Raw genomic sequence first — 26,611 nt, 5'->3', positions numbered from 1 at the left:
TCCTCCTCTTATTTACGCATTAATTTTTGAATCGTTACGATCAATTCATCAAGAATTTCTTCATCGCCATCCCTCAGTCTGCTGACGACACAACCTTTAATGTGCCCTTCCAATAAAATTTTGGCGACACTGTTCAAAGCCGATTGGGTGGCAGCAATTTGTGTGATGACATCATCGCAATATTCGTCCCGTTCAATCATTCCTTTGACGCCGCGAATTTGTCCCTCAATCCGGTTTAAACGGGTAATCAAATCCTTTTTCACATGTTCCGGATGGTGGCTTCTTCGATGAGAACAATGCTCTCCATTTATTTTTTCCAGTTTCATCAACCTCCAATCCTTCAACTCATTATACAATACCCATGTATGGTATGTAAAACGTCCAGCATGAATAATGCAAAAAAATCAAATGCGGGAAATCCTTCCATTTGATTTTTTTGCAATCAGTCCTTCCCATCCTATTCAATACTTCCCGTACTTTTCAAGCCCGCCTTCACACTCACTTCCACATCCGCATTTTTAAACGCAGACAGCCATTCATTTTCACTCATCCGATTTTTCGGCAGAGTATGGGAATTTAATTGTAAACCGAAACCGATCGGATCATATCCTTCCGTCTGCAGTTCTTGAATGAACGCTGTCACTTTCTCCTTCATTTCCTCGGTCAACAGTTTGTTATATCTTGGCAATTCTTTGTTGCTCAAATTTTTTTTCGATTCCGTAATCATCCCAGCCAATTTGATTTCAACCTTTATCGAAACTTTACCATCTTTTCCGGCATCCACATTATATTTGGTTTTAACGGTATCTAATCTGGCAACAAAATTCTCGCCTCCCCTATCCACATCAAAAATGACATTTTTTGCTTCATTTGATAGCAATTTGACAAGCAACGTTTTTTCGGGATCCAGTTCATAAGGAGGCTTGTCTTCCGCCAATACAATGGATTTATTCACAATAAAATGGGTTTTGGGTTCGTTCATTTCAACAATCGGCAAAATGGGATTAATTCCTTCTTCCTTGATCCTTCTCCTGAAATCGAACAGAAAGGTTGTTACGATATACGAACTTTCCGCTCCATTATTATCAAAATAATTGAATAGGGTTGGTTGCAATGCCGTTTCTCCGGCGGGGGTAAACTTGACAATTTCTTCCGCATTCGGTCTACCCACTGTAAAGTAAGAGATCATTTGAATATCCGGTCTTCGGATCAAAAAGTCCAAAATTACCTCATTTTTTTGATCTTGCAGCATTTTCTCACCGACAACAATCAACCTCGAGTGGCCAAAATCCAATTCTTTATCAATATAAGCTTCCAGCAGTGAAATCGTTTCGGCCAACGTCGCTCCTTCTTTTATAAGATATGAATATTCAGGAGTGGGATTTTGCCTGAAAGAACTTGTCGGCACATAAAGCTTTAGAATGATTTTATAAGGCTTTTCCGGATCCTCCGATCGGTCCACCCCGATCATCGAAACAAAAACCATCTTATCGATATCTTTAAACTCACCGCAACCTGAAAGCAGGATCAGTAATGGAATTGTGGCCAGGATGAAAACTTTAGTTTTCACTATCTTTATTATCCGCACCCTTCATCCTCCTAGAAACATAGAAAAGTACAAAAAACATGGCAAAAAAAATGACAGCGGTCAGATTGAAAAAGATTTTCGAATACTGGAACAATTGATACTCCGTCAAAGTCACAATCAAGAATAGTGAAGCAACGGTAAAAAAGAGGACAATGATCAGATAACCATAATGGATTCCTTTATATTTCATTCTTTCAAATTTAAAAATAAACTTGAACAGTTCGACAGCTACATGCCAGTGGATCAAGATGCTTAAAAAGGCCATTACTAAATAAAGAAGCAAAAACACATAGACTAAACGTTCTATCAAGAAATATCTCATTCTCATCGAGTCGCTGGTTGCAACCCATGGATAAACCAGTTCTTCGATCGCCGTATAACCGTGGAAACCAATCGGGATAAAGTAAGTGGTAAAAATCGTCGTACCGGCGATAAAAGCGATCACGATAATCTGTTTCAAACCGAAATTTTGTTTATTCGTAAAGAAACGGTTAAAAATGACAAGGTTCACGACGCCGAGCGATAAAAAGATGCAGGCAGCGATGACATTGAGATTCGGCATCTCCACAACGTGCAGCATGGCTTCCATGATAAAGTCCCAATTCAAGCTTTCGTTTGTGTAAGCTTTGATAATGATAAAAACAATGATTGGAAAATTAATCAAAAAAATGATTTCGATTGTATACAACACCCGATCGGTTTTCATAAAACACCCGAAAATGATGGAAATAATTAATGTCAATCCAACCAGCATGATGGGAATATCGGGGGTCAGATACCGTATCAGCAGAAAGGTGTAAGTGATCAGGGTGCTTACCCCCGCAATATACCACATGATTGCCATAAAAAATAACATTGGGTAGTAAAACCATTTGGATGTCGTTTTCACCAACAGTTCCGGAAGAGTCATCCCAGGGAAGGCATTGAAAAATTTCGTATAAACATACACGATGATTGTTCCTAACACCATACCAACAAGTAAAGCTGAAACCGCCCCTTCTTGCCGATAATGCAAGAGAATAGTAGGAACAGCGGAAATAATATTGGCAATCATATTGATCAAAATCAGGTAATAGTAGTATCGACTCAAGCCTGTCCCTCCGACTTCTTATCCCCTTTTCCGTAGTTATACACTCTTAAAAACGGTTCCCCAAAGCTTGACTGATTGACAAGATACATAATCAAACATAATAATCCCAATGTCAGACCGGCCAAGCCAAAAATGCTGGCAATGACAATCAAAAACAACCGCACTATGCGGATGGCAAAGGCCATTTCATTGACAGGAATGACAAAAGTGGATATCGCTACGGCCGATACGATAATGACCATGATGTTCGAAGCAAGGGCAGCTTCCGTCACAGCTGTTCCCAAAATCAAACCTCCAACGGTTGCGGCCGTCGCACTGATGGCTTTCGGAAGACGGATACTCGCTTCAAGCAAAAGCTCCATAAAGAAAAGCATGAACAACACTTCCACAAAGGAAGTGAACGGAACCCCCATCCGGCTTCCGGCGATGGTCAACATCAATTCCGTCCGGATAACCTCAGGAGAAAAGGAAGCGGCCCCAATATAAATGCCGGGCAGCAAAATACATACAAAGATGCCGAAATAACGCAGCATCTTTAAATAATAAGAAATAAAGAGGGTATGGTAGTTGTCCTCCATGGTTGTCATAAAATCAAAAAATACCGCAGGCGCAATCATGGATTGAGGGCTGCCATCCACCAACAATACGACTTTTCCGCCCGCAAGATTATAAACAACCCGGTCAGGACGTTCCGTTAAAATCATTTGGGGGAATAAAGAGAAACGTTTATCGTTTAAAAAATTATTGAATTGGGGAGTTTCTGTAATGATTTGCTTGTCAATTTGCTGAAGTTTTTCTTTAATGATTTCCAATGCCTTCTTTTTTACTTTTTCCTGATCGTAAATCAGCGCCACTTTCGGCTTGTTCACTTCCCCTTTCAAATAATATTCAATGATTAACGAGGGTTGATGATAAAACGAGCGGATGATGTTAACGTTTGTCATCAAATTATCACTTAATGCCAATTCCGAACCATGGATGGTTGTTTCCACAGAGGTGGAGTTGACATCGCTGTTTTTGGCCAACTTGAAATCGATGGCATACAAATTTTCTTGAAGCGCAACGAGTATATTTCCTTCCATGACATATAAAAGTCCTTCTTCTTTTGATTGGACTTCCTGAAATTGGGGCAATGCCGTCAAATAAACGCGGAACTGTTCTTCCGTTTTCATTTCAAAAAATGGATTCACAATGTATTGCTGGAACAATTCCTGATCGATCAGAGATTTAATGTATAATACCGTCATTTTTTTATTTTCGAATTCCAACTCTTTTTGTGTCAGTTCTTTTGTATCTTTAAATTGGCTGACAATCCATGAAAGGGATTCTGTTGAAACCATTGGTTCTTTTTCTCCAATCTGTTTGATGAAATAACTGCTCTATTTTTTAGAATGTCCAATTGGTCATCATACTATTACATTTCTTCTTGATCATGTGTTTATTCTCTGATCAAGGTGGTGGAACCAAAAATTGGCTCTGCGCTTTCGGGGAAAAATAAAAAAGCCTTTAAATCTCTCATTCGCAAAGATTTAAAGACTTTAATGGCTGAAGTTATTTCCCGCTGATGTTGGATGAATGAATATGATTAATGTTTGTCGATCGGTTCCTTTGTCAACGTTTGGCTCATTTTGCAGTATTGCACAAAGACGCGGGCCAATTCACGCAAACGTTCATGGATATCCTGATCGATGATTTGATCGTTTTCACCGAAATGGGATGTATGGGTATAAACATAATTTGGAGTCACTAAACAACGGAAATAATCCAAAATTGGACGGAATTGGTTTTCCACCACCAAATGATGTTGGAACGTGCCACCGTTTGCCACAATCGCTGCCGGTTTGTAGCGCAATGCTTTCGGAGGCAGCATATCCAGCGCATTTTTTAGCACCCCAGGTATGGAAGCTTGGTAAATCGGTGTTGCAAATATATATCCATCCGCTTCTTCAAATTTTTTGATCATCATTTTCATATCATCATTGAGCGGACTCCCATCAAGGATTTGATGTTTCAATTTTGAAAAATACAAGATTTCCAATTCCAAACCGGAATCCAATTCTTTTATATATTGTTCCACCTGTCTCAACAGCGCACCCGTCTTTGTACCAAAAACTGTACCGTCTACGAGCAGAATTTTCATGTTGTGAATCCTCCATCTATTGTGTTCTTCCATTTGTTTATTGTAACAAATGCATAAATCATTCGACAGGAAACGGAATGAAAAAAGAAAAAGTTCAGTCTTTAGGCTGAAAATTTCCTGATCCGTTGCGGGATGAAACTTTTTGACATAAAGAGCGAAATGTTTATTTCTTTATACTTCCCCCACCCGCAGCAAGCAATCCCGGCACATCCTCATTTTCTTCCTATTTCCGGCATAAAATATTCAATATTTCAAATCTATCATGCTGAAAATCTTTTTCTTCTTTTATTTTTTTACACATACTTTCAAATACTCCGCCATATTTTAAATAATGATTGGGAAAGGATGGGATTGTATGCAGAATGAATTGAGTAAAAAACAGAAGAAGAAAATCGCTTTTATTGCTGAATATAATGCGATGAAAGGCTATTACCCATTTGAAAGAGTCAGCATCCTTGCAAAGCTATTAAAAAATGAAGAGGACGTTTCGATATTTCTGAAAAACCCGAAAGATGAAGTGTTGGAACTGTTCACAGACGCACAACTATCTCCCATAATATACGCCCATATCGATGAACTCACAAAACACCTGAAAGAATTGCAACCGGATCTGATTGTACAAGAAGGCAAAGATACGTACATTGAATATGTGGAAACGATACGACCTTTCTGCAAAACGCTTGTGCATTTCGATGATTTTGGCGAAGGAGCGGAACTTGCAGATTGCAATGTACTGTCCATCTTGGAAGAAACGCGAGAAACATCTGTTCAAAATATCCTACCGGGCAGTTTTGCCTTCGCTGTTTCCGATACACTGAAATCCATTGCCGAATCCAGAGTATCCAATGAATTATCCAATCCACCACACATCGTTGTCGCATATGAAGATGGAGACCCCAACAACTTGACGTACCGCACACTGCGCCACTTAACCCACCTGCAAATCCCGTTAAAAGTGACAATAGCAATCGATCGGGAATACCAGCATTCCATTGGCGACCTGCAATTGATGGCATTAAGCAGCCGAAATACGAAAATATTGAAAGAAGATAAACCGTTGGATAAATTGTTGCCGGAAGCGGATATCGTCATTTGCAACGCCAACTATACGCCGTACAAAGTGGCAGCCGTTGGTATCCCATGCATCGTCTGCGCGCAAAATGAGCGGGAACTGAACAATGTCTTCCCACGCGAAAATAACGGCTTTATCCACCTGGGGCTTGGCCGGAAAATGAAGCAATCCAACATTCAAAATGCCGTAATGGAATTATTGCTCCATGAAGCAAGACGGGAGAGAGCCGTCCGAAAACAAATCCAACTGGAAATCCAAGAGAATAATGAAGTCCTGAAATCCTTATTGCTGGATTTCGCATACGAACGTCATAATATCGTTTCATTATGATTCCTCTTTACAAACCAGTTTTCCTTTTTCTCTAGCCGATTCGGGTTTCGGATCGGCTTTTTTTATTTCAATAAAAAATCGTATTCAATGATAAAACAGCAATTTGCCTTCGAGTCCTTTTATAAATGAAAATCGCCCATTTTTGTGCTAAAATATCGTTATTGCGCAACGAACAAGAAAGATGGGAGTTATCTATGCTTACAAAACGGGAAATCGAACAGCAAATCGCTGAAATAAAAATGGATTATATCAATTTACAAGGCGATATCGAGAAGCTTGAAAATACCGGCCATATCAACTCTGTCATGGAAGCCGAAGAACGCCTTGCCCGAATGGAAAAGAAATTGGCCGAACTTAATAAGCTGCTCGCGGAACTTTGATTTCGCGGGCGGTTTTTTTTCCAATAAACATAAAATTTTGAGCCCTGATCAGATAGATAAAAAATCATTTTTCCCCATATCGCAAAAAGAGAATTGCCTGCCAAAAAAACTTTATTCAAATAAAAAATTTTATCAAAATTTCTTTAAAAAAATGAAACTTCCGCCCAATAAAAACGTAATTATTAATAGAAAATCGGTTATTGCATTATTCTTTCATCCACTTTCAAATTATTTGACTTCCAATTATCTTACCAGTAAGATATTTAATGCTGTATTTTCCTAGTAAATTTAAAAACCATTCTGGAGGCGGTAAATTATGACAGTTACCATCTACACTCAATCAAGTTGTTCTTCTTCCCGAAAAGCGATCAAATGGCTCAAAGAACACAACATTCCGTTTGTGGAAAAACGCATTACATCTCAACCAATGACACTCTCTGAGTTCAAAAACATCTTACGTTTGACTGAAGACGGAACAGATGAAATTATTGCGACCAACTCAAACGATTTCAAAAATTTGAACGTCGACATCGACCAGCTATCCATCCAAGAGCTTTATGAATTGATCAGAGAACACCCTCGTATGCTTCGCAGCCCTATCATCGTTGACGAAAAACGTATCCAAGTCGGTTATAATGAAATGGACATCCGTCGCTTTATCCCACGTAAAGTTCGCGCTTATGAATTAAATGAATTGATCAAACATGCCGAGGAAATCGTAAGCTGATGTTTTCCCTGCGTTGCTTGATGAAAATTGAAAGTGGAGCTGAAAATAATGAATAACCAAAGATATGATAACATTTCCGCTCTCTTTGAAGTCGTTGCTTCGCTGGAGCGCAAATGGTCAAATGAATGGAATCAAATTAATGACTTGGGATTTTCAAAAACCCATATCCTCCTTTTGGACTTGCTTGCAAAGGAAGGTCCAAAACGCCCCTCTGTCATTGCTGAACGCTTAAAAATCACAACTGGCGGAGTAACCGTACTAACATCCAAACTATTGAATGGCGGATATATCGAAAAAACCCAAAGCTCAAAAGACCGTCGTGTTACACAGATCGCCATTACACCAGAAGGAAAAAAAGTGTTGGAAGAATCCAAATCACAAGTGATGGCTTTAATCCATTCCATGTTTGGCATGCTATCCAATGAGGAAATTCAAACATTGCAGCAGATTTTCGAAAAATGTTTGGAACATTCTCCTCAAAAATAAGGAAGGGGTTTGAATATGTTCGTTCTTCAACAAATCAGGTAAAATGCAAGTTGCCAAAAAAAGCGGCTTGCATTTATATTTTCATAAAAAAAAACTTGCGGCAATAAACCACAAGTTTTGCAAATCCCATGATAAGCATTTTCTGAAAGAATGTCGGCGATCCTTATACCGGCACGACCACATCAGCCAAATTGCGATCAGACAATAAAATTTCTTTCAATCTTTGCTTTGCCCGGAATAAACGGGATTTCACAGTCCCGATCGACACCTTCATCAACATCGAAATTTCCGCCAAAGAATATTGTTCCACATAAAAGTACCAAAGGGTTTTTTGATAAATACTGTCCAGCTGCTTCATTTTCTCCTGCACGATTGTTGTCACTACTTCTTTTTCAATTTGTTCTTCTGTTGAAACTTCATTATTCGGAACCAAATCCAGTATTGGAACGTCCAATGTTTCAGGTTGGCTCATCACATATTTGCTCCGGCGCACATTTTTCCGGTAGCGGTCCCGAAATGTGTTCATAGTAATGGTAGTAAGCCATGCTTTTATATGATCAACTTGTTCCACTTGCTTTTCATTGCGGACAACTTTTACCCATACTTCTTGCATTAAATCCTCTGCTTCCAACGGATTGCGTGTCAATTTCAAACAAAGATGATATATATAACGATTAAACTCTTCGTAAACTTCACAAATTTTACTCATCGTTAAATTCCTCCGTATTAAGAAACTTTCTACATATATTTTCCCAAAATTTTGTATTACACTCTATATGAATAGCTTTCAATTACATTACATTCATGTAAGATTCCTGTTATAGTCACATAATGTTTATTACCTTTCTCAAAAATTTCTGACATCTCGTTGGACTTTTTGATTATGTGGTATACTATTTTTTAGTAAATTAAAGGAGCGGAGGATTATCATGGAATTGCAACATTTTCATGATTATTTTGAGGAAAACCGGGAAAAGCATTTGCAAGAACTGTTTGAGTTTTTATCCATTCCAAGCATCAGCTCCCTATCCGAGCACAAACAGGATGTGGAACGGGCAGCACAGTGGCTTAAAAATCAGTTGGAGCAATTGAACATTGAAAACGTGTCCATCGATCCAACAGCGGGCCATCCGGTGGTTTATGGCGAATGGCTTCATGCGGAAGGCAAACCGACCGTATTATTTTACGGCCATTACGACGTTCAACCCGTGGATCCATTAAACTTATGGGAGACCGAACCTTTCAAACCTGAAATACGTGAAAACAAATTGTATGCCCGGGGAGCTTCGGATGATAAAGGACAAGTATTTATGCAATTAAAAGCGATTGAGGCGCTTTTTGCCACACTCGGCACATTACCTGTCAACGTGAAGTTCCTTTACGAAGGGGAAGAAGAAATCGGCAGCGCCCACCTTCCTGCTTATATTGAAGAAAATAAAGAAAAATTATCCGCGGATTTTGTCCTGATTTCCGATACTAGCATGTACGGACCTGGGAAACCTGCCATTTGCTACGGACTGCGGGGACTTGCCGGAATCCAAATTGATGTGCGTGGAGCAAACAGCGATTTGCACTCCGGCCTCTACGGTGGAGGTGTGCAAAATGCCATTCATGCTTTGGTCGAAATCCTTTCTTCATTCCGGGATAAGAACGGGAAAATTCTTGTCGAAGGATTTTATGACGACGTCCGGCCACTGACAGAGGAAGAACGCAAAGCCTTTGCAGATCTTCAATTTGATGAGGAAGCCTTGAAAAAGGAACTTGGAGTGGATGAATTATTTGGAGAAGAGGGTTACTCCTTCCTTGAAAGAACTTGGGCCCGCCCTACCCTTGAAATCAACGGCATTTTTGGCGGCTTTTCCGGCGAAGGAATTAAAACGGTCTTGCCTAATGAAGCAGGCGCGAAAATCACTTGCCGTCTTGTCCCGGACCAGGATCCGGACAAAATTGTGGCCCTTCTTCGCAGACATATCGAAAAACACACTCCAAAAGGCGTAACAGTCAGTGTCAATGAATTTGATAACGGCGCTCCTTACCTTACACCTTTTGATCACCCGTTAATCAAGGCAGCAAGCCGTTCCTATGAAAAGGTATATCAAGTACCTGCCGCATTCACCCGCGGTGGAGGTTCCATTCCGATTGTCGCAACCTTTGATCAAATCTTGAAAGTTCCTGTTGTGCTCATGGGATTCGGTCTATCGACGGAAAACTTCCATGCGCCAAACGAACACTTTCACCTGGAAAACTTTGATAAAGGATTGCGTGTGCTTTGCGATTACTTATGTGAAGTTTCTAAATTATCCTTATAAAGACTTAGGAATATTATCACAGAATCTATCTTGCGATATGAAACCTCCACTCCAAATTTGAGTATTTAGTGCTGTGTTTATGTTTTGATATACCTCAAATTTTGTCAAAGTTTGTATACATTTTAGTCTCCATTTGACGTTTATAATATAGTTGAGGAAGAAATGCCCATTAAACATTTCTTTGCCACGGGATTTCTTCCTTTTTTTTAAAGAGAGGTGATCTAGAATGAACGCTCTATTATACCATCTAACCAGGTTAGAATCGCTCACCGACAACCTCTTTTCCGATGGCAAATATTCAGAAGCTATTAAGGCAGCGCAAGAATTATTGGACTCGGCCAAAGAATCAGTGGATGTAAAAGGGATGATGAATGCCCATTTGCATCTTGCAGGTTGCTATTATTTTTTAGGTGAAATTGAAACTGCTTTCCAACACATACTGGAATATAAAATTTTATGTAATGAATTCGGGGACGATCGGGACAAGTATCACTTATACCGTCTAAGCGCGTTAATTTACGAGTATGAAGAAGATTATGATGAAGCAAAAAAGGCAATGCAAAAATGTATAGAAATCGCGGAAGAATTGGAAATGTATTATGCCGTCAGCAGCAGCTACAACTCCTATTGCAATTATTTGATTCACGAGGAAAAATATGAAGAAGCTTTAAACTATGCCGACCAAGCATTGAAAATTACTGAACAGTATTGCCCTGGCGAAATATTATTGCAATGCCATATATATTTGAGTATAGCATCCATTCATATCGGCCTGAAAGAATTGGAGAAAGCGGAACAGGTTATTAAACATGTAGAACCCAATCAATATATTAATAATTTACCACATGAAAAAGCAAATTTCCTTTTCGTGAAGGCCACCTTTTATCGCGCCAAAGGTGATTATGACAAGGCATTGCGGCTATTGAATGAATCTTACAATATTTATTCAGAATATAAGAATCAGATCAAACTCAAATCGATACTGAAAACGATTGCAGATGTTTATGAATCCCTTGGAAACTTTAAAAAATCTTACGAAGCGATGAAGGAATATATAAAAATTACGGAAAAACTGTTTTCGATTCGTCTTGCATCCAAAATGCGGGATTTTGACGTACAGCAAAGCATTAAAGCAATTGAGAAGCGGGCAAATGTAGATGGTTTGACAGGCGTTTATAATCGTTATTTTCTGGAAACCACATGCAACAAATGGTTGAAAGAAGCGAAATCCACTGGCCAACACATCTGTTGTGTGATTATTGACGTTGATTCATTTAAGGATATTAATGATACTTTTGGACATCTAATGGGCGATGAAGTAATCAAAGGGGTGGCGCAAGCCTGTCTGAAAGTGGCCAATGAAGATCAGGAAAATGCCATTGTGGGACGCTACGGAGGCGATGAATTTATCGTCCTCTTTAAAGAGGGCCAACCCCAATACATCATGGAAAAAGCGAAAAAACTGTACAATGAAATCACTTCTTTTTATGTCAACTACCTATCCCAAGAAATCAAAGTCACTGTGAGCATGGGAGTGGTTTGCACAACGAGCCTCCCTTATGCGAAAAAGTTCGCCCAGCTCTTTAAAGTGGCCGATCAGGCGCTATATATGGCAAAAAGGCAAGGCAAAAACCAAATTGTATATCTATCGAATGAAAATTGTTAAAAAAAGTGCCAGGCATTTTGACAACCTGGCACTTTAGGGGAGGTATTATGTATCAGTCGGACACGCCTTTAAATTAAGGTTCAAATGAGCGACTTTTCTATTACTAAAAGAGCGATTTTTTAAACACAACATTGTTTTCTCTGCATTGCATAATCTACTATAACATCGAAAAATCCCTTTGTGTATCCCACCCCACTCATATGTCACATTTTTATCATATTCCCGGTCACAATTTAGAGATATTTTGTTAATTTTTTATCCATTTTATCAATAAATCCATAAACTTCACTAACTTCATCGCTTTTTCGGCATGTCTATCTTGTCCCATTTTTGATACTTGCAGTTCATAAAAAAACCGAAAGCAATATTTTACTTTCGGTTGTCACGCAATTCGGGTTTCATCGGAATATGATTCCTACCACTGCATAGATGATGACAGTCGCAAACAAAGCGGTCAAATAAATCAAAGAGTAGCCAAACATTTTATTTGCCCATTTCTTTCCATCCATCTGGCGATATCCCACCAAACTGATCCACAGCCAAATGCCTCCAAGCGTAAGAGAAGAAAGCGTCAACCCCCAACTCAAAGGGACAAACAAAAAACTCGTCAACATCAACAAAATCAAATACACATTGGTTTGGATATAAGTCCGTTTGACCCCTTTGATCACTGGGAGCATCGGAATTTCTGCCATTGCATAATCATCTTTTTTGCGGATTGCCAAAGCGTAGAAATGGGGCATCTGCCAAATAATCATGATGATGAAAAGCGCCCAGCACGCCGGATGCCAAATGTCCGGTGCAACAGCAGCCCACCCGATCAACGGCGGAACCGCCCCGGAAATGCTTCCCACCTCTGTATTCCAAATCGTTCTCCGCTTTGTCCACATCGTATATGGAACTACGTAGAAAAACACACCAAGAAATCCAAGCAAAGCGGCTGTCCAAGTCGTCAATGCCAAAAATCCGAGACCCACAATCAATAAAACAATCCCCACCATCAGCATTGTACGAATATTGATCTCTCCCGTAACGGACGGCCTCAATTTAGTACGGGGCATTTTCGCATCAATATCCCGGTCGTACACATTGTTGAAAATTCCGGCCGAACCGATCACACATGCCGTTCCGATGAGCGCGTAAATCATATTCGGTATATTTTCAATAAAACTTAAATTATACGTATAAAGGGCAAGCATTAAGGCGGCGAACATCGGAATCAGGTTGGATTTGATAATTCCCGTCTTTACAGCTTTTTTCCATAATTCCAGATTCTTGTTTTGCATTTTATGTCATATTCCCCTTATCAAATACAACCATTATTTTTGAGAATAATTTTCAAGACGTAAACTAATATATATCATACCATTTTTTCATAGGTTTCAACAATCGACAGTTATTTACTATTGTTTGTCGTTTTTGCGGTATGTACATCCAAAATCGGTACTGAATCGCTTTCATGCCCATCCTATGAAAATACTACCATTAATTAATAGTATATATTAATGTCCGAAGAAACAACCTTTGAGAAAATTTAAATTCTTCCGGTATCCCTTTCATCGATATGCCGGCAAAAGGCTTTCAATAAAGGCAAAACGATGATAAACACGAATAAAATCCGAAACATTTGAAATATGGTCACAATCGTTACATCTGCGCCAATGGCACTCGCAAGCAGGCTCATTTGATCAAGTCCCCCTGCCGCCGTGCCCAGAATGCTTGTCGCCAATGAATAGCCCATCATTTTCATCAGTATCCACCCTTGTCCAATCGTAAAAAGCATCAAGAGGATGGTCGTTGCAACACCTAATAAGACAATCCTTTTTCCAAGAACGAGCATTTTCGGGGTCAACAATTGCCCAATATAAGCGCCCATCATCAGTTGGGCGATATGAAGCAGCCCCCCAGGGACTTCCGGCGTTTCAAAAGAAAGAATTTGCATGCCGATGACCAATAACAATGGGGATAAAAAATAGGGGACAGGAATTTTGAGTTTCTTTCCCACCCATACCGAACCTGCTGCCACAACAAGCAAAAGGACCAATTCCGCAAAGGATGACAAGGAAAAGTCCGCTCCTTTCCCCCCACCTGCTGCATGGGCATGTAACAGCAACGGAATCCCCAAAACGATCGTGATGACCCGGACCACATGAAAATACGTGACAACCGCCAAATCAATTTCTTTCTCTTCTTCCGCAAAAGCGACTATCTGAGAAAGACCGCCGGGAACGGTGCATGTCATTGCCGTTTTTAAAGATATATGCCCCGCTTTCACAAGTCCATATGCCAAAAGAAGGCTGAATAATGCAATCATCACGTTCATCGTCAACATGATTCCGATGAGCCGGCCCATATTTTCGAAAAAGTGAAATTGAAAACTCTGCCCAACCGAAATCCCGATGACAATCAATCCTATGTTGCGAAATGAAGACGGCCAATAAAGGTGCGTTTGAATAAAAAACTGGCTGATCAGCACGAAAAAAAGCGGCCCCAAAAGCCAAGGCACGGGCAAATGCAACAAGTTGAATATCCAAACGCCGAGCAGACTGACGACAAGAACGATTCCCATTGACTGAATATTGCGCACTTTGGAAGTCCCCTTTTTCAGGATTGTTTAAATCTAGACTATCATAATTATCCCCATATTCAAAAGTGCCCCTTTTGGCGGATCTAACAAGCGGCTAGTGTTTGATCCATTTTTTCTTTCAAGTATTCAGGCCGAAGTGGCCAGTCTTTTTAAGAAACCCGCATTGTTCCCCTTTTGTTCCAATCTGTCAAATGGCTTCCCCAGAAAATGCAAAATAGAAAGGAGCGCCTATTTTTTTCCGCGCTCCTGAAGATTTACTCATCCATTTCATCCATCTCGTCCATCATCTCATCGAAAGCTTCCGCCACTTTGTCGAATTCTTCATCGGATTCGATTACATCAAAGTCCCCTTCTTCATCCACTTTCAAGAAAAACACTTCGATATCCTCTTCGTTTTCTTCTTGCAAATCATCTGCAAAAGCCACTGCTACATAATCCTGTCCATCAATGGTCAACGCGGCAACGACTTCCACTTCTTCTTCTTGTTCTTCATCCCCAATTGTAAAAACTTCTCCTACTTCGATTTTTTCCATATGGATTCCTCCATTCACTTCCAAAATTTACGTACCACAATAAGTAATATACGGTTCATTTGGATGTACTGGCAATGTACAGTATTCCTCCTGTTCCGCCGAATATGCATAAGGATCGGATAAAATCGATACCAACTTTTTCACCACCGACAAATCGCCCCGTTCCACCGCCGCTTCAAGGGCTTCTTCAACCCGGTGATTGCGCGGAATCACCGAAGGGTTATGTTGCTTCATGATTTTTTCAGTATCGGCCGGGTTTTGTCCTTTTAATCGCGCCTGATACCGTTGATGCCATTGTTGAAATTCCGCTGTTTTGAAGAAAGGTTCCTCCAGTTTTTGCAATGTTAATGCTCTAAAGGTATTGGTATAATCTTGCTCATAGGTTTCCATTAATTCAAGCAAATGCTGTATAAGTTCTTCGTCTTCCTCTTTGGCAGAAACGAACCCCAATTTTTTCCGCATACCGTCAAGATAATGGGAAACGTAAAGATCCGGATAGGTTGCAATCGCTTCTTTGGCAAGTCCAACGGCTCTCTCCTTATCTTCATCCAATAGTGGAATGAGCGCCTCTGCCAATCGCGCCAAATTCCAGCCGCCAATTTTCGGTTGATTTCCATAAGCATAGCGGCCATACGTATCAATTGAACTGAAAACCGTTTCCGGATGATAAATGTCCATGAAGGCGCAAGGACCATAATCGATCGTCTCTCCGCTGATTGCCATATTATCTGTATTCATGACCCCGTGGACAAAGCCGACAAGCTGCCACTTGGCTATTAGCGCCGCCTGCTTCTCAATCACTGCTTTTAAAAATGAGAGATACGGATTCGCCTCTTTCAAAAGATGCGGGTAGTGCCTTTTTATTGTATAGTCGCAAAGAGCTTGCAAATCTTCCTTTGAGCCGAACATTTTTGCAAATTCAAAAGTACCAACGCGAATGTGGCTTGAAGCGACCCTTGTCAAAATGGCTCCTGGAAGATATTGCTCACGCATGACCGTTTCCCCTGTCGTGACAACGGCCAAACTTCTTGTCGTCGGGATTCCAAGGGCATGCATCGCTTCACTGATGATGTATTCCCTAAGCATCGGGCCAAGAGCCGCCCGACCATCTCCTCCGCGGGAATAGGGGGTTCTACCTGAGCCTTTCAACTGTATATCAAAACGTTGATTTTCTGATGTGACATGCTCTCCTAAAAGAATGGCCCGCCCATCACCAAGCATAGTGAAATAGCCGAATTGATGACCCGCATAGGCTTGGGCAATCGGCTCGGCGCCTTCCGGAATATGGTTTCCCGCAAAGGTTGCAATCCCTTCTTCCGTTTGCAGCGCTTCATTGTCCAAGTTCAGCTCTTCAGCAAGCGGTTCATTGAAGATGACGAGCTTTGGTGATGCCACAGGCGTCGGTTCTTGCCATGTATAAAAAATGGGCGGCAGTTTAATGTAGCTGTTTTGGAAATTCCATCCTGGGTTGAGCTGCATTCGTATCGTTCCTTTTTTCTCTTATTTTTGCAAGTGTGCGATCGTTTATTCTTCGGTGCAGGATAAATTATTTGCAGTTTAACAAATCAGGATTGAAATGAACACCATTTTGCTCAAGGAGTTGGATTTTATTCAACTGTTCGGGGACTAGTTGCAAATACTTGCCGGTTTGAGCCAAGTATTTGCAGTGGGTAGCAAATTATCTGCAGCTTTCCGCAATATCCTTGCAGCTTAACAATCATTTTTTTGGGCATCCTTGATGATCCAATCCGCCGCACTTTGCAAATCAGGAAATGCCGCATCGGCCAAAGGATCCTCTTCACCGATAAAAACCGTCTTCGTTCCCGCTTTTTTCCCTGCTTGAATGTCCGTATCCGTATCGCCCACCATGTAAGAGTTGGACACATCCACTTGATATTTTTCAGCCAAATCTTCAATCATTTTGGAACCCGGTTTGCGGCAGGCGCATCCCGCTTTTGGTTTATGGGGGCAATAAGCGATATCATGGATAATGGCTCCGTGTTTTTTCAATTCATTCACCATATGCTCATGCACCTTTTGAAGCTGGGATTCCTTCATAAACCCAAGGCCTACTCCCCCCTGATTCGTGACCACAAATATATAATCAAAATGCTCATTCAATTTGCGGATCGCTTCCGGTACACCCGGCAAAAAATGAAGATCTTTCGGCTTGTTTACAAATTTCACCCGTTCTGTTAACACTTCATTGATGACGCCATCCCGATCCAAAAAAACGGCTGTTTTCATGTTCTCCCCCCTCATTATTATTATTTACGCAAGGAGCGGAATTCATGAAATGGCAGGCACATTCAATTATAAAGTGCGCCGCCGGTCTGTTTTCCGGTCCAGTTCCAAAAATCCACTTCCCCTAAAGCGGCATAGGTAATATGTTCATTGTCAGCGAGTTTTGCCAACTCTTTTGTCGGCCCCGTCAACACAACCCCATAGCATTTCACGCCATGTTCGTCCACATAATCCAGCATTTCCTTAATGGATTCTTGATCAAAATCCCAAATGACGCGTTTTGCCCAAGTTGCATGTTCCGCCAAAAATGCCAGTCCTTTTTTAAAGGCATCTTCTTTTGTGGCCTTATCGGATTCATCATCACCTAACAGTTTGTACCAAGCGTATTCATGAATGCCCCACAAATCTTCGCCTATACTGACATCAATCGTATCATTGTCCCTTGCCGTACCCGTATCAATGGCATACCAAACAATATCGATATCATAATCCTTGAACAGCCTTTTTACTTCATCAAAGGTATAAACCCCATCCAAACTGACCGCTATCTCTGAAACCGTCCCTTCCGGCAACTTATTCAACGCTTCCCAAGTCTCATCGCCAAGACGATAAACCTCAAGATTTTCTTCATAAGCGCCATTGAGGAAACCAAGTGGATAATGGAAAATTAAGCTTAAATCATATCGGCCGTCCACCCATTCCTTCGATATTCCGTTCAAATAATTCAATATCATTTTTCCATGGTATTTTCCGATATATCGTTCTTCGCTGCCCACACTTTTCTGAAGATCCCCCTGTATATCCGCGTTAAAATAAAAATTCGTACTCGTTCCTGCGCCATCACTATACACATTGGGCAGCGTCATTTGAATCGCCGTTTGAATCACCCGATTGGCTGTCAACCCGGTATTTTTATAATAAAGTCCCGTAACGATCGCCGACCCAATGCTGATGATAAAGAAGAGGCCAAAAACGGTAAATGCAGTGGAAAGTCGATTTTTCCATTTCGCCTTGCGCACAATTTTGCGCTGTTCTATGTAAGATAGCTCCGGAACATTCCAATCCTTTGCCGATATCTTCTTCTGATTGATATGTTCTTCCATTTCCCGTTCGCATTCTTCGCAAGTTTGCAAATGTTCTTCTATGGCCCGTTCTTCTTCATTTGTGCACGTTCCGTTAAGATAATCCTCAAGTTTTTTTCTGACTTCCTCGCAACGCATCCTTCTCACTCCCCTTCATTTTCGTTCGCAGCTGTTTTCTGATTCGGAAAATCGCCACCTTTACATTTGAAATGGGCATCCCGAGGATTTCCGCAATTTCCTGGTAAGAAAATTGGTAATAATCCCTTAAAAGAATGAGGTTTCTCTTATGAACCGGCAAAGTATCAATAAGCGCCAGCCATTCATGGATATGTTGCCGGTTCATGACCGTATCCTCTGTTGCTTCGGTCACTTTTGGATGAATCGTTGTCATATCGCCCACATAGGTCAACCGCTTCTCTTTCCGAATCCAATCAATAAACGTATGATAGGCCACTTTAAACAACCAGGGCCGGATTTGCTCCTCTTTGTAACTTTCAAGATACAGGAAGGCGCGATAGAAGGTTTCCTGCACGATATCTTGAGCCAAGTCCTGATTTCTGCAGAGAGAAAAAATATATCGATACACATCTTGAACATGTAAAACATACATTTGCTCCAAATTCATCGCTTCACTCTCACGCCCTCCTTTCACTATATCCACGTTTAACGCGGAAAAAAGTTACATCAAAAATAAAAAAGGCATGTCTTAACATGCCCTATTGAACGAATGCTTCCTTCAATTTCACTTCATAAAATCTCATTGCGCGGAGTTCACCTTGATACTCCACTTTTCCTTGTGCAATTAACTGGCGCAAGCGATACTCAATCCATTCATCGCTTGTATATTGATCCAGGTGGCCAAGCACCTCTCCAATGACTCTTGCTGCTTTAATGAATTTCTTATTGCCCTGTAGGTTCTTCATCTTTCCGATGATCAATGCATCATCCCGATGGTTTTCCGCACCGAAAATTTGGCCTTTATTGTAAGTCCGCAACACTGCATCGGAATGCAAGCATTCTTCCCCTTCTTTCGCATAAGCCTGTCGCTGTTCTTCCGTCAATTCCTCAAGCTCCCCAAGTTCATAAAAAAGGAGCAACTGCTCAGGGGACAACTCTCCCGTATGCCGAGGAAAATCTTCATGCATTCCATTGTAAAACTTGCGATAGGCATCATACGTATTCAAAACAGACATTTCATTCGTTTTTTCCTTCAATAAGTAGAGCGAAAATCGAAGGCCCGTCCCTTCACTGGCATTTTCACCAGTCCAAATGACCACCCGCTGCTCCGGAGGAATCGAACGGATCTTTTCAAAGGCTTGTTGCATGTTGTTTTTGTACCACTCTGCTTGGTCCTTTTCCCACCGGTAGTTTTCCTTCAACCACTGATACCGTCGCTCAAACCCTTCCGCAGTGTGAAGATGATGTATTGGACCTTCCGCCAAGTTATCTGGCACTTCGATGATTTCCTCCGTTTGTTCGTATGGTGTATCCCGAAAAGCATATCTCAAGCTGCCTGCCGCGGAGCTACCAAATACAATATGTACGGTATGCACATTTTTCCCGGCCGGTGTCTCCATTCTTTTCATAAGCGCTTCTTTTACAGACCGCACAAATTCCGGAAAATCTCCGTATTCCGAACGTATCAACAGTAAATGCAGCAGGCTTTTTGCTTCCTGTTCGTTTAGTGTGGAAATGGATTTCTTTAATTGAAAAAGTTCCAAATGTCTTCAACCTCTCTGAAATTTTGTGGATACAAAAAAGGCGACGGATGCAGCGATCGTCATTAACAGAAACGACCACTTGGAAGTCTCACCGAATGTGACCGTTTGAGTTGAAGCCCCGGTTGAGAAGTTTGGCGTATTAAGGATTGTCAAAATGAAACCGGAGAAAAGTTGGAAAACGGCATAAAGAAGAATGAAACTGATGATAAATACAAGATATTTTTTCATTCTGATCCACCTCAATCGGAAATTATTTCATTTATTTACGCCCAAACATTGCAAAAAGTTTCAAAAAATCCGTAAGGCAGTCTGTTTCATTCTTCTTTGAACCTCAATCCCGCTTCGTCCAATGCCTCTTTCATTCTCACAAGCGCGGTTTTCCCCACGCCGTGAAGGGACATGATTTCCTTTTCCGTGTAGTCCGAGAGTTCTTCCACCGATGTGATGCCTTTCCCTTCCAACGCTCTTCTTGCCGGGGCGGATAAACTGGCAAGGAAGCCTTCCTTTGGTTTCCGTTCCGCCTCGCAAACAGGGCAGCTGTTGCAATCGCTGCTCTTATAAAAACGGTGCCCTTTTTCGCAAATTCTCAACGTCTTTTCTGAAGGTTTCATTCCGTCATTCCTTTCCTGTTTCATTGTTCCAATCCCATTCATCTTCGTCCGACAAAGAAGCCCGAATCAAGTAAAGAAGAGGAACATCCCCATTTTCTTCAATGAATTCTTTCGGGTCTGTCACGTTTGTTCTGAAACTCACAGAATTTCCGTCATCCGCTTCAAAAAACGCCATATATCCCAACACCATGTCTTCGGTAAATTCCATTTTGTCGTTAATGACCGGACCCCATGTTCCCGCACCCAGCTTTTCGTCCGGTTTGGGAATTTGACTGTTTGAAACGGCATAGCCCGATTCATCTGTGATTACTTTGCGCAAGTAAAAATTGTCCCATTCGGAATCTTCCAGAAAGAAGAATAACATTTCCCCCTTGGCATCTTCCGTCATTCCAATTCCAACGCCACCAGCCTTCTCAGCCAACTTCCCATATTCATACCGTTCAACCCATACTCTTAAAAATTTCCCTTTTTCCGCGGAGTATTCATAATAAAAGCTTTTATCGCCCACCACCGCCTTTAACAAGTGATCCCCATCGGAAAAATCTTTTTGCTGAATCATATTTTTCGTTGTCTTCTCCCCATCGCTGCAAGCAACAAGCAACATTGCAACAACGGCCAAAATGAACGCACGGATTTTCACTTTCCCCCATCCCTTCCAGACGAAATGTGAACTTTTAGTAATTATAGATTTTGTTCCCTTATTTTTTCAATAGTCTATTTGCCCAAGGGTAATAAAAAAGAGCCACGGTGAAAAGTTTTTCCTTTTCCACCCTGACTCGCTTTCTATTTCATCTGATATAAATTTTTCCTTCCAAATAGACAACCGCTTCGCCGGAAATTTTGACCTGTTCCCCTTCATCTTTGCAAAACAGTTTTCCTCCCCGTTCAGACAGCTGCAATGCCACAAATTCCTTTTTCTCTAAAATCTTTTTCCAATAAGGGACAAGGGTGCAGTGGGCAGAACCGGTCACCGGATCTTCATGAATCCCGGCTTTTGGTGCAAAAAATCGGGAAACGAAATCCGCCTCTTTCCCCTTTGCTGTGGCAATCACTCCAAAGGCATCCAATTTTTTTAATTCTTCCACATTGATTTCCAATCTCCTTATATCTTCTTCCGTCTCAAACACCGCCAAATAATCGCGGGCCAAAAAGACTTCTTTCGGTTTTTTCCCTAAGCCTTTCACCAATGCTTCCGGAACGTCACAAGCTGTTCCTTCCCGGGATGGGAACGTCATCGTCAGCAATGAATTTTCCTTTGTAACGGTCAACATTCCGCTTTTTGTATGAAACTTCACTACAGCAATCGATGGATTCAGATAGTTGAACACAACAAAGGCCGTTGCCAAGGTTGCATGTCCACACAAATCGATTTCCGTTTTTGGCGTAAACCACCGCAATTCGTATTCTTCCTTTTGGCGATGTACTACAAAAGCCGTTTCCGATAAATTGTTTTCCGCCGCTATTTGCTGCATCACGTTGTCCGGAAGCCATTCCGTAAGAGGAACAACCGCAGCCGGATTTCCTTTAAAGGGTTCGCTTGCAAAAGCATCGACTTGATAAATTGGTATCCCAGGCATTTGAAGACTCCTCTCTACTTAAAGTTCTTTATCCAATGGAAAACGGACGTCCTTGATATACGATAATAGTCAATCCTTAAGCCATTATGGTCAATCTTTGCAAAATAATAGCCATACGATCGGACGGATGAAAAAACTCGCACCTAATCATTAGATGCGAGCCCAAAGTTAAAAGATATTAAACACGTACAGTCCAGCCGAATGGATCTTCCATTTTTCCGTATTGGATGCCTGTCAATGTATCATACAACATTTGAGATACTTCACCGATTTTGCCGTCATTTACGACAATGTGTTTATCCAAATATTTTAACTCCCCAACTGGAGAAATTACTGCAGCTGTACCAGTTCCGAACACTTCTTCCAATGTACCCTTATCAGCAGCTTCTATTACTTCGTCAATGGTAATGCGGCGCTCTTCCACTGGAATATTTTTGGATTTCAACACTTTGATCATAGAGTCGCGCGTAATACCTGGCAAGATGCTTCCTGTAAGAGCAGGTGTGATCACTTTGCCATCAATTTTGAAGAAGATGTTCATGCTTCCAACCTCTTCAATATAGCGTTTCTCAACACCATCCAACCATAATGTTTGAGCGTATCCTTCTTTTTCCGCATTGAGTTGTCCGATTAATGAACTTGCATAGTTACCGCCGGTTTTCGCTTCTCCGGTACCACCCACAACGGCGCGGACATATTTTTCTTCCACCAAAATTTTCACCGGATTGATACCTTCTTTGTAGTAAGAACCACTTGGAGACATGATAATCATGAATAAGTAGTTTTTGGATGGATGAACACCCAAGAATGGTTCCGTTGCAATAATGAATGGACGGATGTATAAAGATGTGCCTGGTGCATCAGGTACCCAATCACGGTCCACATCCACCAATTTTTTGAGCGCTTCCAATGCAAGTTCTTCGTCCACCGGTGGAATGACAAGACGTTCGTTTGAATGATTCAAGCGTCTGAAGTTCGCGTCCGGACGGAATAGTTGAACGCCTCCGTCTGGTGTGCGGTACGCTTTCAACCCTTCAAACACTGTTTGTCCATAATGGAACACCATGCAGGATGGCTCCAAGCAAATTTTTTGGTAAGGGACAATGCGTGGATCATGCCACCCTTTCCCTTCTGTATAATCCATGATAAACATGTGATCTGTAAAATAGTGCCCAAAGCCAAGCTCGTCCGCAGATGGCTTTTCTTTTGGACTATCGGTTAACTCTATAGTGATTTCTGTCATAATGTAAAGCCCCCAATTATTTTGTCGAATATTCAGAAAAATATTTCTGTTATTAAAATAGTATAATACTTTTATGATTAATTGTTAAAAGAATATTTCGATAAATTATGATTAATTTTCATGGAGAATTGCTGTTTGATGAACTGTTTTTCAATAATAGTATTTATTGTTAAATTTTTTTGATCCATTTCCTTGCAATATTGGCAGATATTCAAATTTAGAAACCGTCTCTCCATAAAAAATATTATCGTCATATAAATTTTGAATCAAAAAGAAAACTCTCCTGCCAATCCATGAGCAGGAGAATTTCATTTAATATGAAAAACCGGGTTTTATAAGTTTATGACGGAATGAAGCCTCTACTTTGAACAAACTCTTCAAATTCTTCCTTTTTCAGCGGACGGCTATAATAAAATCCCTGTCCAAACATGCATCCATCATTTCGTAGCGTTATCACATGCGCCTCATTTTCAATCCCTTCCGCAATCACTTTTAAACCGATTGTATTCGCAAGGTTGATGATGGCTTTCACAATCGCTTTGCTTTCCTCGTTTTTATGGATGTCTTTCACGAAAGATGCATCCACTTTCAACGTGTCAACAGGAAGATGCTTGATATAACTCAACGAGCTGTATCCCGTGCCAAAATCATCTACGGAAATTTGGATGCCCATGTTCCGCAGGCGATTCAACACCGGGATGATGCTGTTCAAATCGGCAAGGATGCTTTCGGTCAATTCAAGTTCCAATAGTTTTGGATTAAACCCTGTATCTTTTAATATTTGTTCCACTTGTTGGACAAAATTCGGATCTTGCAATTGACGAACGGATACATTAACAGCCACGATCAATTGTCCAAACCCCTTATTTTGCCACTCTCTTCCTTGTCGGCAACTTTCTTTTAAAATCCATTCTCCCAGCGGCACAATCAATCCGGTCGCCTCAGCAAGGGAAATAAATTTTCCAGGTGGTATCGCCCCCAGATCCGGATGATTCCAGCGGACAAGCGCTTCCACTCCAACCAGCTGATTATTTTGAATATTGATTTTTGGTTGATATTCCAAAAAGAATTGATGTTCGTTCAATCCTTTTCTCATGGCGTTTTCGATAATGCGGCGTTCCAGTGACACATTTTCCAATTGCCTGTCGTAAATGGCATAGTTGTCTTTGCTGTTTCGCTTCACTTCAGATAGTGCCGCATCCGCATTTTTTATCAGTTCTTCAGGACTCTTGCCGTGTTCGGGATAAAACGCAATACCAATACTGCAAGTGATGGCATACTCTTTTCCATTCAAATGGATCGGTAATCGAAACTTCTCCATAATTTTGCGCACAATGTCCATTGTATCTTCTTCATTCTCTATCCCTTTCAACAGAACAATGAATTCATCGCCGCTCATCCTTGCCACAACATCTTTCTCGCGAATTGCTCCTTTGATGTTGTTGGCCGCATTCACAATGACCAGATCCCCTATGTCGTGTCCCTGTTGATCATTGATCAGCTTGAAATTATCCAAATCGATGAACAATAGGGCAAACTTTTCTTTTGCCAATTGGATATCCAACACATAGGAACGGAGCTCTTTCATAAAGTTGGAGCGGTTCGGCAAGTTCGTTAAACTGTCATAATAAGCCAAATGATAAAGATTTTGTTCCACTTCTTTTCGAATGCTGATGTCGCTCATGGCGATTAGAATGAATTTTTTCGAAGAAGGTTCATCATCATAAATGATTTTAATGTTGGCTTCTACATCGATATACCTTCCTTCCCCATGGAGCAATCGAAATTCCTGCTTGGTTGAAGTTTTTCTTCCTCCATTTTTTAACAAATTTTGAATTTCCCTTTTTATTGAATCCAAATCTTTAATGTGGATCAGATCAAACATATTTTGTTGTCCCAGTGTCTTCAAATCGTAATGCAAGAGGAGGTTGAAGGTCGGCGAAATATAGTGAAATTTCCCTTCTTCATCGATCAATGCCACAAAATTATCGGAATGCTCCGCAATCAGTTCGTATTTTTTGTAGCTCTGCTTCAGCTCTTCTTCCAATTCCTTCTCTTTCGTGATATCCGTTCGAATAGACATATATTTATAAGGTTTTCCCTTTTCATTTAAAAAAGGGATGATGGTCGAATGAACCCAATAATAAGTTCCATCTTTCTTTTTATTTTTTATTTCTCCCCTCCAAATATTTCCTCTTCCGATTTCACTCCACATCCGTTTAAAAAATTCCTTTGGGTGATAACCGGAATTGATGATCCGGTGGGTTTTGCCAATCAATTCTTCCCGGGAAAACTGGGTGATTTCGCAAAAGAGATCGTTTGCATATGTAATTCTTCCTTGGGCATCTGTAACTGCGACGATGGAAGTTTTATCTATGGCATATTTCAGTTCTCTCAATTCTTTCAACTCTTGCAGCAATCGTTGTATTTCATCGGATTGCCCAAAGCTTTTCGAAATATTTTCATTCATAAATGATTAATGCTCCTTTATGTAAATAAAAAATATATCCAAAATACTATTTACTTCAATTCTTACTGAAACATTCCTGGGAAACGTGCGATTTTTTTACTATTTAATATAAATATACTACAACATGGAGATAATAAAAATTCTAATGTAAAAAATATTTTATTAAATTTGTCGAATTTTTTTCATTAATTTTCACTTTTTTAATTCCACATTCACAACTTTTTTTCAATCAAAAACGGAAATGAATATATTTTATCCTTTTGATAGGACTTTTTACATAACGAGTGGTTCTGATTTTTTAACATAAAAAAAGCTGTACCGCAAGGAGGCGGACAGCCATAGAAAAGAGAGGTTATGTGGTTAAAGTTGCAGTTTTAATGTGTGCGATACGGGAGAATTTATTCCTTGTCAGAAGAGGGGTTTACAACGTTCTTTAGCTCCTCCCGCAAAGCTTTCACTTCATTCTCAAGCCGGTCAATTTTTTCATGCAATGGTTGGAACGCTTGCTCCAACATGACTTTTAAACGTTCTGCTTTGTCGTGTTGTTCCATGGATTTCTCCTCCAATTTATAGTAGGACTACGCTTAAAAGAAGTATTTCTTTTACATCTTTTATTTTACAACAGATTGATTAAAAAAATTGGTTTTTCCCGAAATCTTCATGCGTTTGTCATATTTTTTTGAATTGAGCATTTTGCACATTTTTCAACCCAAGAGTCATAAGGTTTTCTAAAGCATAAAAAAGGACTTCACCCC

27 protein-coding genes are annotated in these 26,611 nt (G+C 40.6%); 6 read left to right on the top strand and 21 right to left on the bottom strand.

Features of this window, described 5'->3' with window-relative positions; genetic code table 11:
- Positions 1–8: 8 nt before the first annotated feature.
- From NST13_RS13985 to NST13_RS13965, 5 genes are all read right to left on the bottom strand, one after another.
- Positions 9–326 (bottom strand): metal-sensitive transcriptional regulator, encoded by a 318-nt coding sequence (locus NST13_RS13985; protein WP_342471186.1) that lies wholly within the window; start codon positions 324–326, stop codon positions 9–11.
- 131 nt (positions 327–457) lie between these two features.
- Entirely contained in the window at positions 458–1,588 is a 1,131-nt protein-coding gene (locus NST13_RS13980; RefSeq protein WP_342470446.1) for a Ger(x)C family spore germination protein, read from the bottom strand.
- On the bottom strand, positions 1,560–2,678 hold the full coding sequence (locus NST13_RS13975) for a GerAB/ArcD/ProY family transporter (protein ID WP_342470447.1): 1,119 nt from the start codon (positions 2,676–2,678) through the stop codon (positions 1,560–1,562). Before NST13_RS13975 ends, NST13_RS13980 begins: the two co-directional genes overlap by 29 nt.
- Complete coding sequence (locus NST13_RS13970) at positions 2,675–4,018, bottom strand: spore germination protein (protein WP_342580849.1); 1,344 nt, start codon at positions 4,016–4,018, stop codon at positions 2,675–2,677. Before NST13_RS13970 ends, NST13_RS13975 begins: the two co-directional genes overlap by 4 nt.
- Positions 4,019–4,263: 245 nt before the next feature.
- Positions 4,264–4,818: an NADPH-dependent FMN reductase gene (locus NST13_RS13965; RefSeq protein ID WP_342470449.1), complete on the bottom strand. Its 555-nt coding sequence runs from the start codon at positions 4,816–4,818 to the stop codon at positions 4,264–4,266.
- 355 nt (positions 4,819–5,173) lie between these two features.
- Here NST13_RS13965 and NST13_RS13960 point away from each other — a divergent pair, with 355 nt between their 5' ends.
- The 4 genes from NST13_RS13960 to NST13_RS13945 all read left to right on the top strand — a co-directional run bounded on the left by NST13_RS13960 (position 5,174) and on the right by NST13_RS13945 (position 7,813).
- Positions 5,174–6,220 (top strand): CMP-N-acetylneuraminic acid synthetase, encoded by a 1,047-nt coding sequence (locus NST13_RS13960; RefSeq protein ID WP_342470450.1) that lies wholly within the window; start codon positions 5,174–5,176, stop codon positions 6,218–6,220.
- A 194-nt stretch (positions 6,221–6,414) separates the two neighbouring features.
- Complete coding sequence (locus NST13_RS13955) at positions 6,415–6,600, top strand: SE1832 family protein (RefSeq protein ID WP_342470451.1); 186 nt, start codon at positions 6,415–6,417, stop codon at positions 6,598–6,600.
- Between the two features lie 316 nt (positions 6,601–6,916).
- Positions 6,917–7,327: a transcriptional regulator SpxA gene (gene spxA / locus NST13_RS13950; RefSeq protein ID WP_342470452.1), complete on the top strand. Its 411-nt coding sequence runs from the start codon at positions 6,917–6,919 to the stop codon at positions 7,325–7,327.
- Between the two features lie 48 nt (positions 7,328–7,375).
- Complete coding sequence (locus tag NST13_RS13945; RefSeq protein WP_342470453.1) at positions 7,376–7,813, top strand: MarR family transcriptional regulator; 438 nt, start codon at positions 7,376–7,378, stop codon at positions 7,811–7,813.
- Between the two features lie 163 nt (positions 7,814–7,976).
- Here the strand turns inward: NST13_RS13945 and NST13_RS13940 are convergent, their stop codons facing one another.
- On the bottom strand, positions 7,977–8,522 hold the full coding sequence (locus NST13_RS13940) for an RNA polymerase sigma factor (protein ID WP_342470454.1): 546 nt from the start codon (positions 8,520–8,522) through the stop codon (positions 7,977–7,979).
- A gap of 220 nt (positions 8,523–8,742) precedes the next feature.
- Between NST13_RS13940 and NST13_RS13935 the strand changes: the two genes are divergently transcribed.
- Complete coding sequence (locus NST13_RS13935) at positions 8,743–10,122, top strand: dipeptidase (protein WP_342470455.1); 1,380 nt, start codon at positions 8,743–8,745, stop codon at positions 10,120–10,122.
- A 226-nt stretch (positions 10,123–10,348) separates the two neighbouring features.
- Positions 10,349–11,788: a tetratricopeptide repeat-containing diguanylate cyclase gene (locus NST13_RS13930; protein ID WP_342470456.1), complete on the top strand. Its 1,440-nt coding sequence runs from the start codon at positions 10,349–10,351 to the stop codon at positions 11,786–11,788.
- A gap of 398 nt (positions 11,789–12,186) precedes the next feature.
- Here NST13_RS13930 and cyoE read toward each other — a convergent pair whose 3' ends face one another.
- The 15 genes from cyoE to NST13_RS13855 all read right to left on the bottom strand — a co-directional run bounded on the left by cyoE (position 12,187) and on the right by NST13_RS13855 (position 26,407).
- Positions 12,187–13,074 carry a heme o synthase gene (gene cyoE, locus NST13_RS13925; protein WP_342470457.1) on the bottom strand — a complete coding sequence of 296 codons (888 nt, stop codon included), beginning with the start codon at positions 13,072–13,074 and terminating at the stop codon, positions 12,187–12,189.
- Between the two features lie 248 nt (positions 13,075–13,322).
- Entirely contained in the window at positions 13,323–14,375 is a 1,053-nt protein-coding gene (locus NST13_RS13920) for an AbrB family transcriptional regulator (protein ID WP_342580848.1), read from the bottom strand.
- A gap of 254 nt (positions 14,376–14,629) precedes the next feature.
- Positions 14,630–14,908 carry a DUF1292 domain-containing protein gene (locus tag NST13_RS13915; RefSeq protein ID WP_342470459.1) on the bottom strand — a complete coding sequence of 93 codons (279 nt, stop codon included), beginning with the start codon at positions 14,906–14,908 and terminating at the stop codon, positions 14,630–14,632.
- Between the two features lie 27 nt (positions 14,909–14,935).
- On the bottom strand, positions 14,936–16,387 hold the full coding sequence (locus NST13_RS13910; protein WP_342580847.1) for a YdiU family protein: 1,452 nt from the start codon (positions 16,385–16,387) through the stop codon (positions 14,936–14,938).
- A gap of 231 nt (positions 16,388–16,618) precedes the next feature.
- Positions 16,619–17,155, bottom strand: a complete 537-nt coding sequence (locus NST13_RS13905) for an HAD family hydrolase (protein ID WP_096552018.1) — start codon at positions 17,153–17,155, stop codon at positions 16,619–16,621.
- A gap of 62 nt (positions 17,156–17,217) precedes the next feature.
- On the bottom strand, positions 17,218–18,372 hold the full coding sequence (locus NST13_RS13900) for an anti-sigma factor (RefSeq protein WP_342580846.1): 1,155 nt from the start codon (positions 18,370–18,372) through the stop codon (positions 17,218–17,220).
- Positions 18,341–18,859, bottom strand: a complete 519-nt coding sequence (locus NST13_RS13895; protein WP_342580845.1) for an RNA polymerase sigma factor — start codon at positions 18,857–18,859, stop codon at positions 18,341–18,343. Before NST13_RS13895 ends, NST13_RS13900 begins: the two co-directional genes overlap by 32 nt.
- 91 nt (positions 18,860–18,950) lie before the next feature.
- Complete coding sequence (locus NST13_RS13890) at positions 18,951–19,955, bottom strand: DUF1835 domain-containing protein (RefSeq protein ID WP_340705074.1); 1,005 nt, start codon at positions 19,953–19,955, stop codon at positions 18,951–18,953.
- A gap of 6 nt (positions 19,956–19,961) precedes the next feature.
- A complete protein-coding gene (locus NST13_RS13885; protein ID WP_096552026.1) occupies positions 19,962–20,183 on the bottom strand; it encodes a hypothetical protein in 222 nt (73 codons plus the stop codon).
- A gap of 86 nt (positions 20,184–20,269) precedes the next feature.
- Positions 20,270–20,566, bottom strand: a complete 297-nt coding sequence (locus NST13_RS13880) for an RNA polymerase alpha subunit C-terminal domain-containing protein (RefSeq protein WP_096552576.1) — start codon at positions 20,564–20,566, stop codon at positions 20,270–20,272.
- Between the two features lie 4 nt (positions 20,567–20,570).
- On the bottom strand, positions 20,571–21,206 hold the full coding sequence (locus NST13_RS13875) for a hypothetical protein (protein WP_342580844.1): 636 nt from the start codon (positions 21,204–21,206) through the stop codon (positions 20,571–20,573).
- Positions 21,207–21,354: 148 nt separating this feature from the next.
- Entirely contained in the window at positions 21,355–22,143 is a 789-nt protein-coding gene (locus NST13_RS13870; RefSeq protein WP_342580843.1) for a PhzF family phenazine biosynthesis protein, read from the bottom strand.
- 178 nt (positions 22,144–22,321) lie between these two features.
- Complete coding sequence (locus NST13_RS13865) at positions 22,322–23,386, bottom strand: branched-chain amino acid aminotransferase (protein ID WP_342470466.1); 1,065 nt, start codon at positions 23,384–23,386, stop codon at positions 22,322–22,324.
- Between the two features lie 340 nt (positions 23,387–23,726).
- Entirely contained in the window at positions 23,727–25,856 is a 2,130-nt protein-coding gene (locus tag NST13_RS13860) for an EAL domain-containing protein (protein ID WP_342580842.1), read from the bottom strand.
- Positions 25,857–26,254: 398 nt separating this feature from the next.
- Complete coding sequence (locus NST13_RS13855; protein ID WP_342470468.1) at positions 26,255–26,407, bottom strand: hypothetical protein; 153 nt, start codon at positions 26,405–26,407, stop codon at positions 26,255–26,257.
- Between the last annotated feature and the right edge of the window lie 204 nt (positions 26,408–26,611).

Origin of the sequence: Ureibacillus sp. FSL W7-1570 (genome assembly GCF_038593265.1) — a bacterium.
Lineage (GTDB): Bacteria > Bacillota > Bacilli > Bacillales_A > Planococcaceae > Ureibacillus > Ureibacillus suwonensis.
This window is presented reverse-complemented; position numbering and strand designations above follow the sequence as displayed.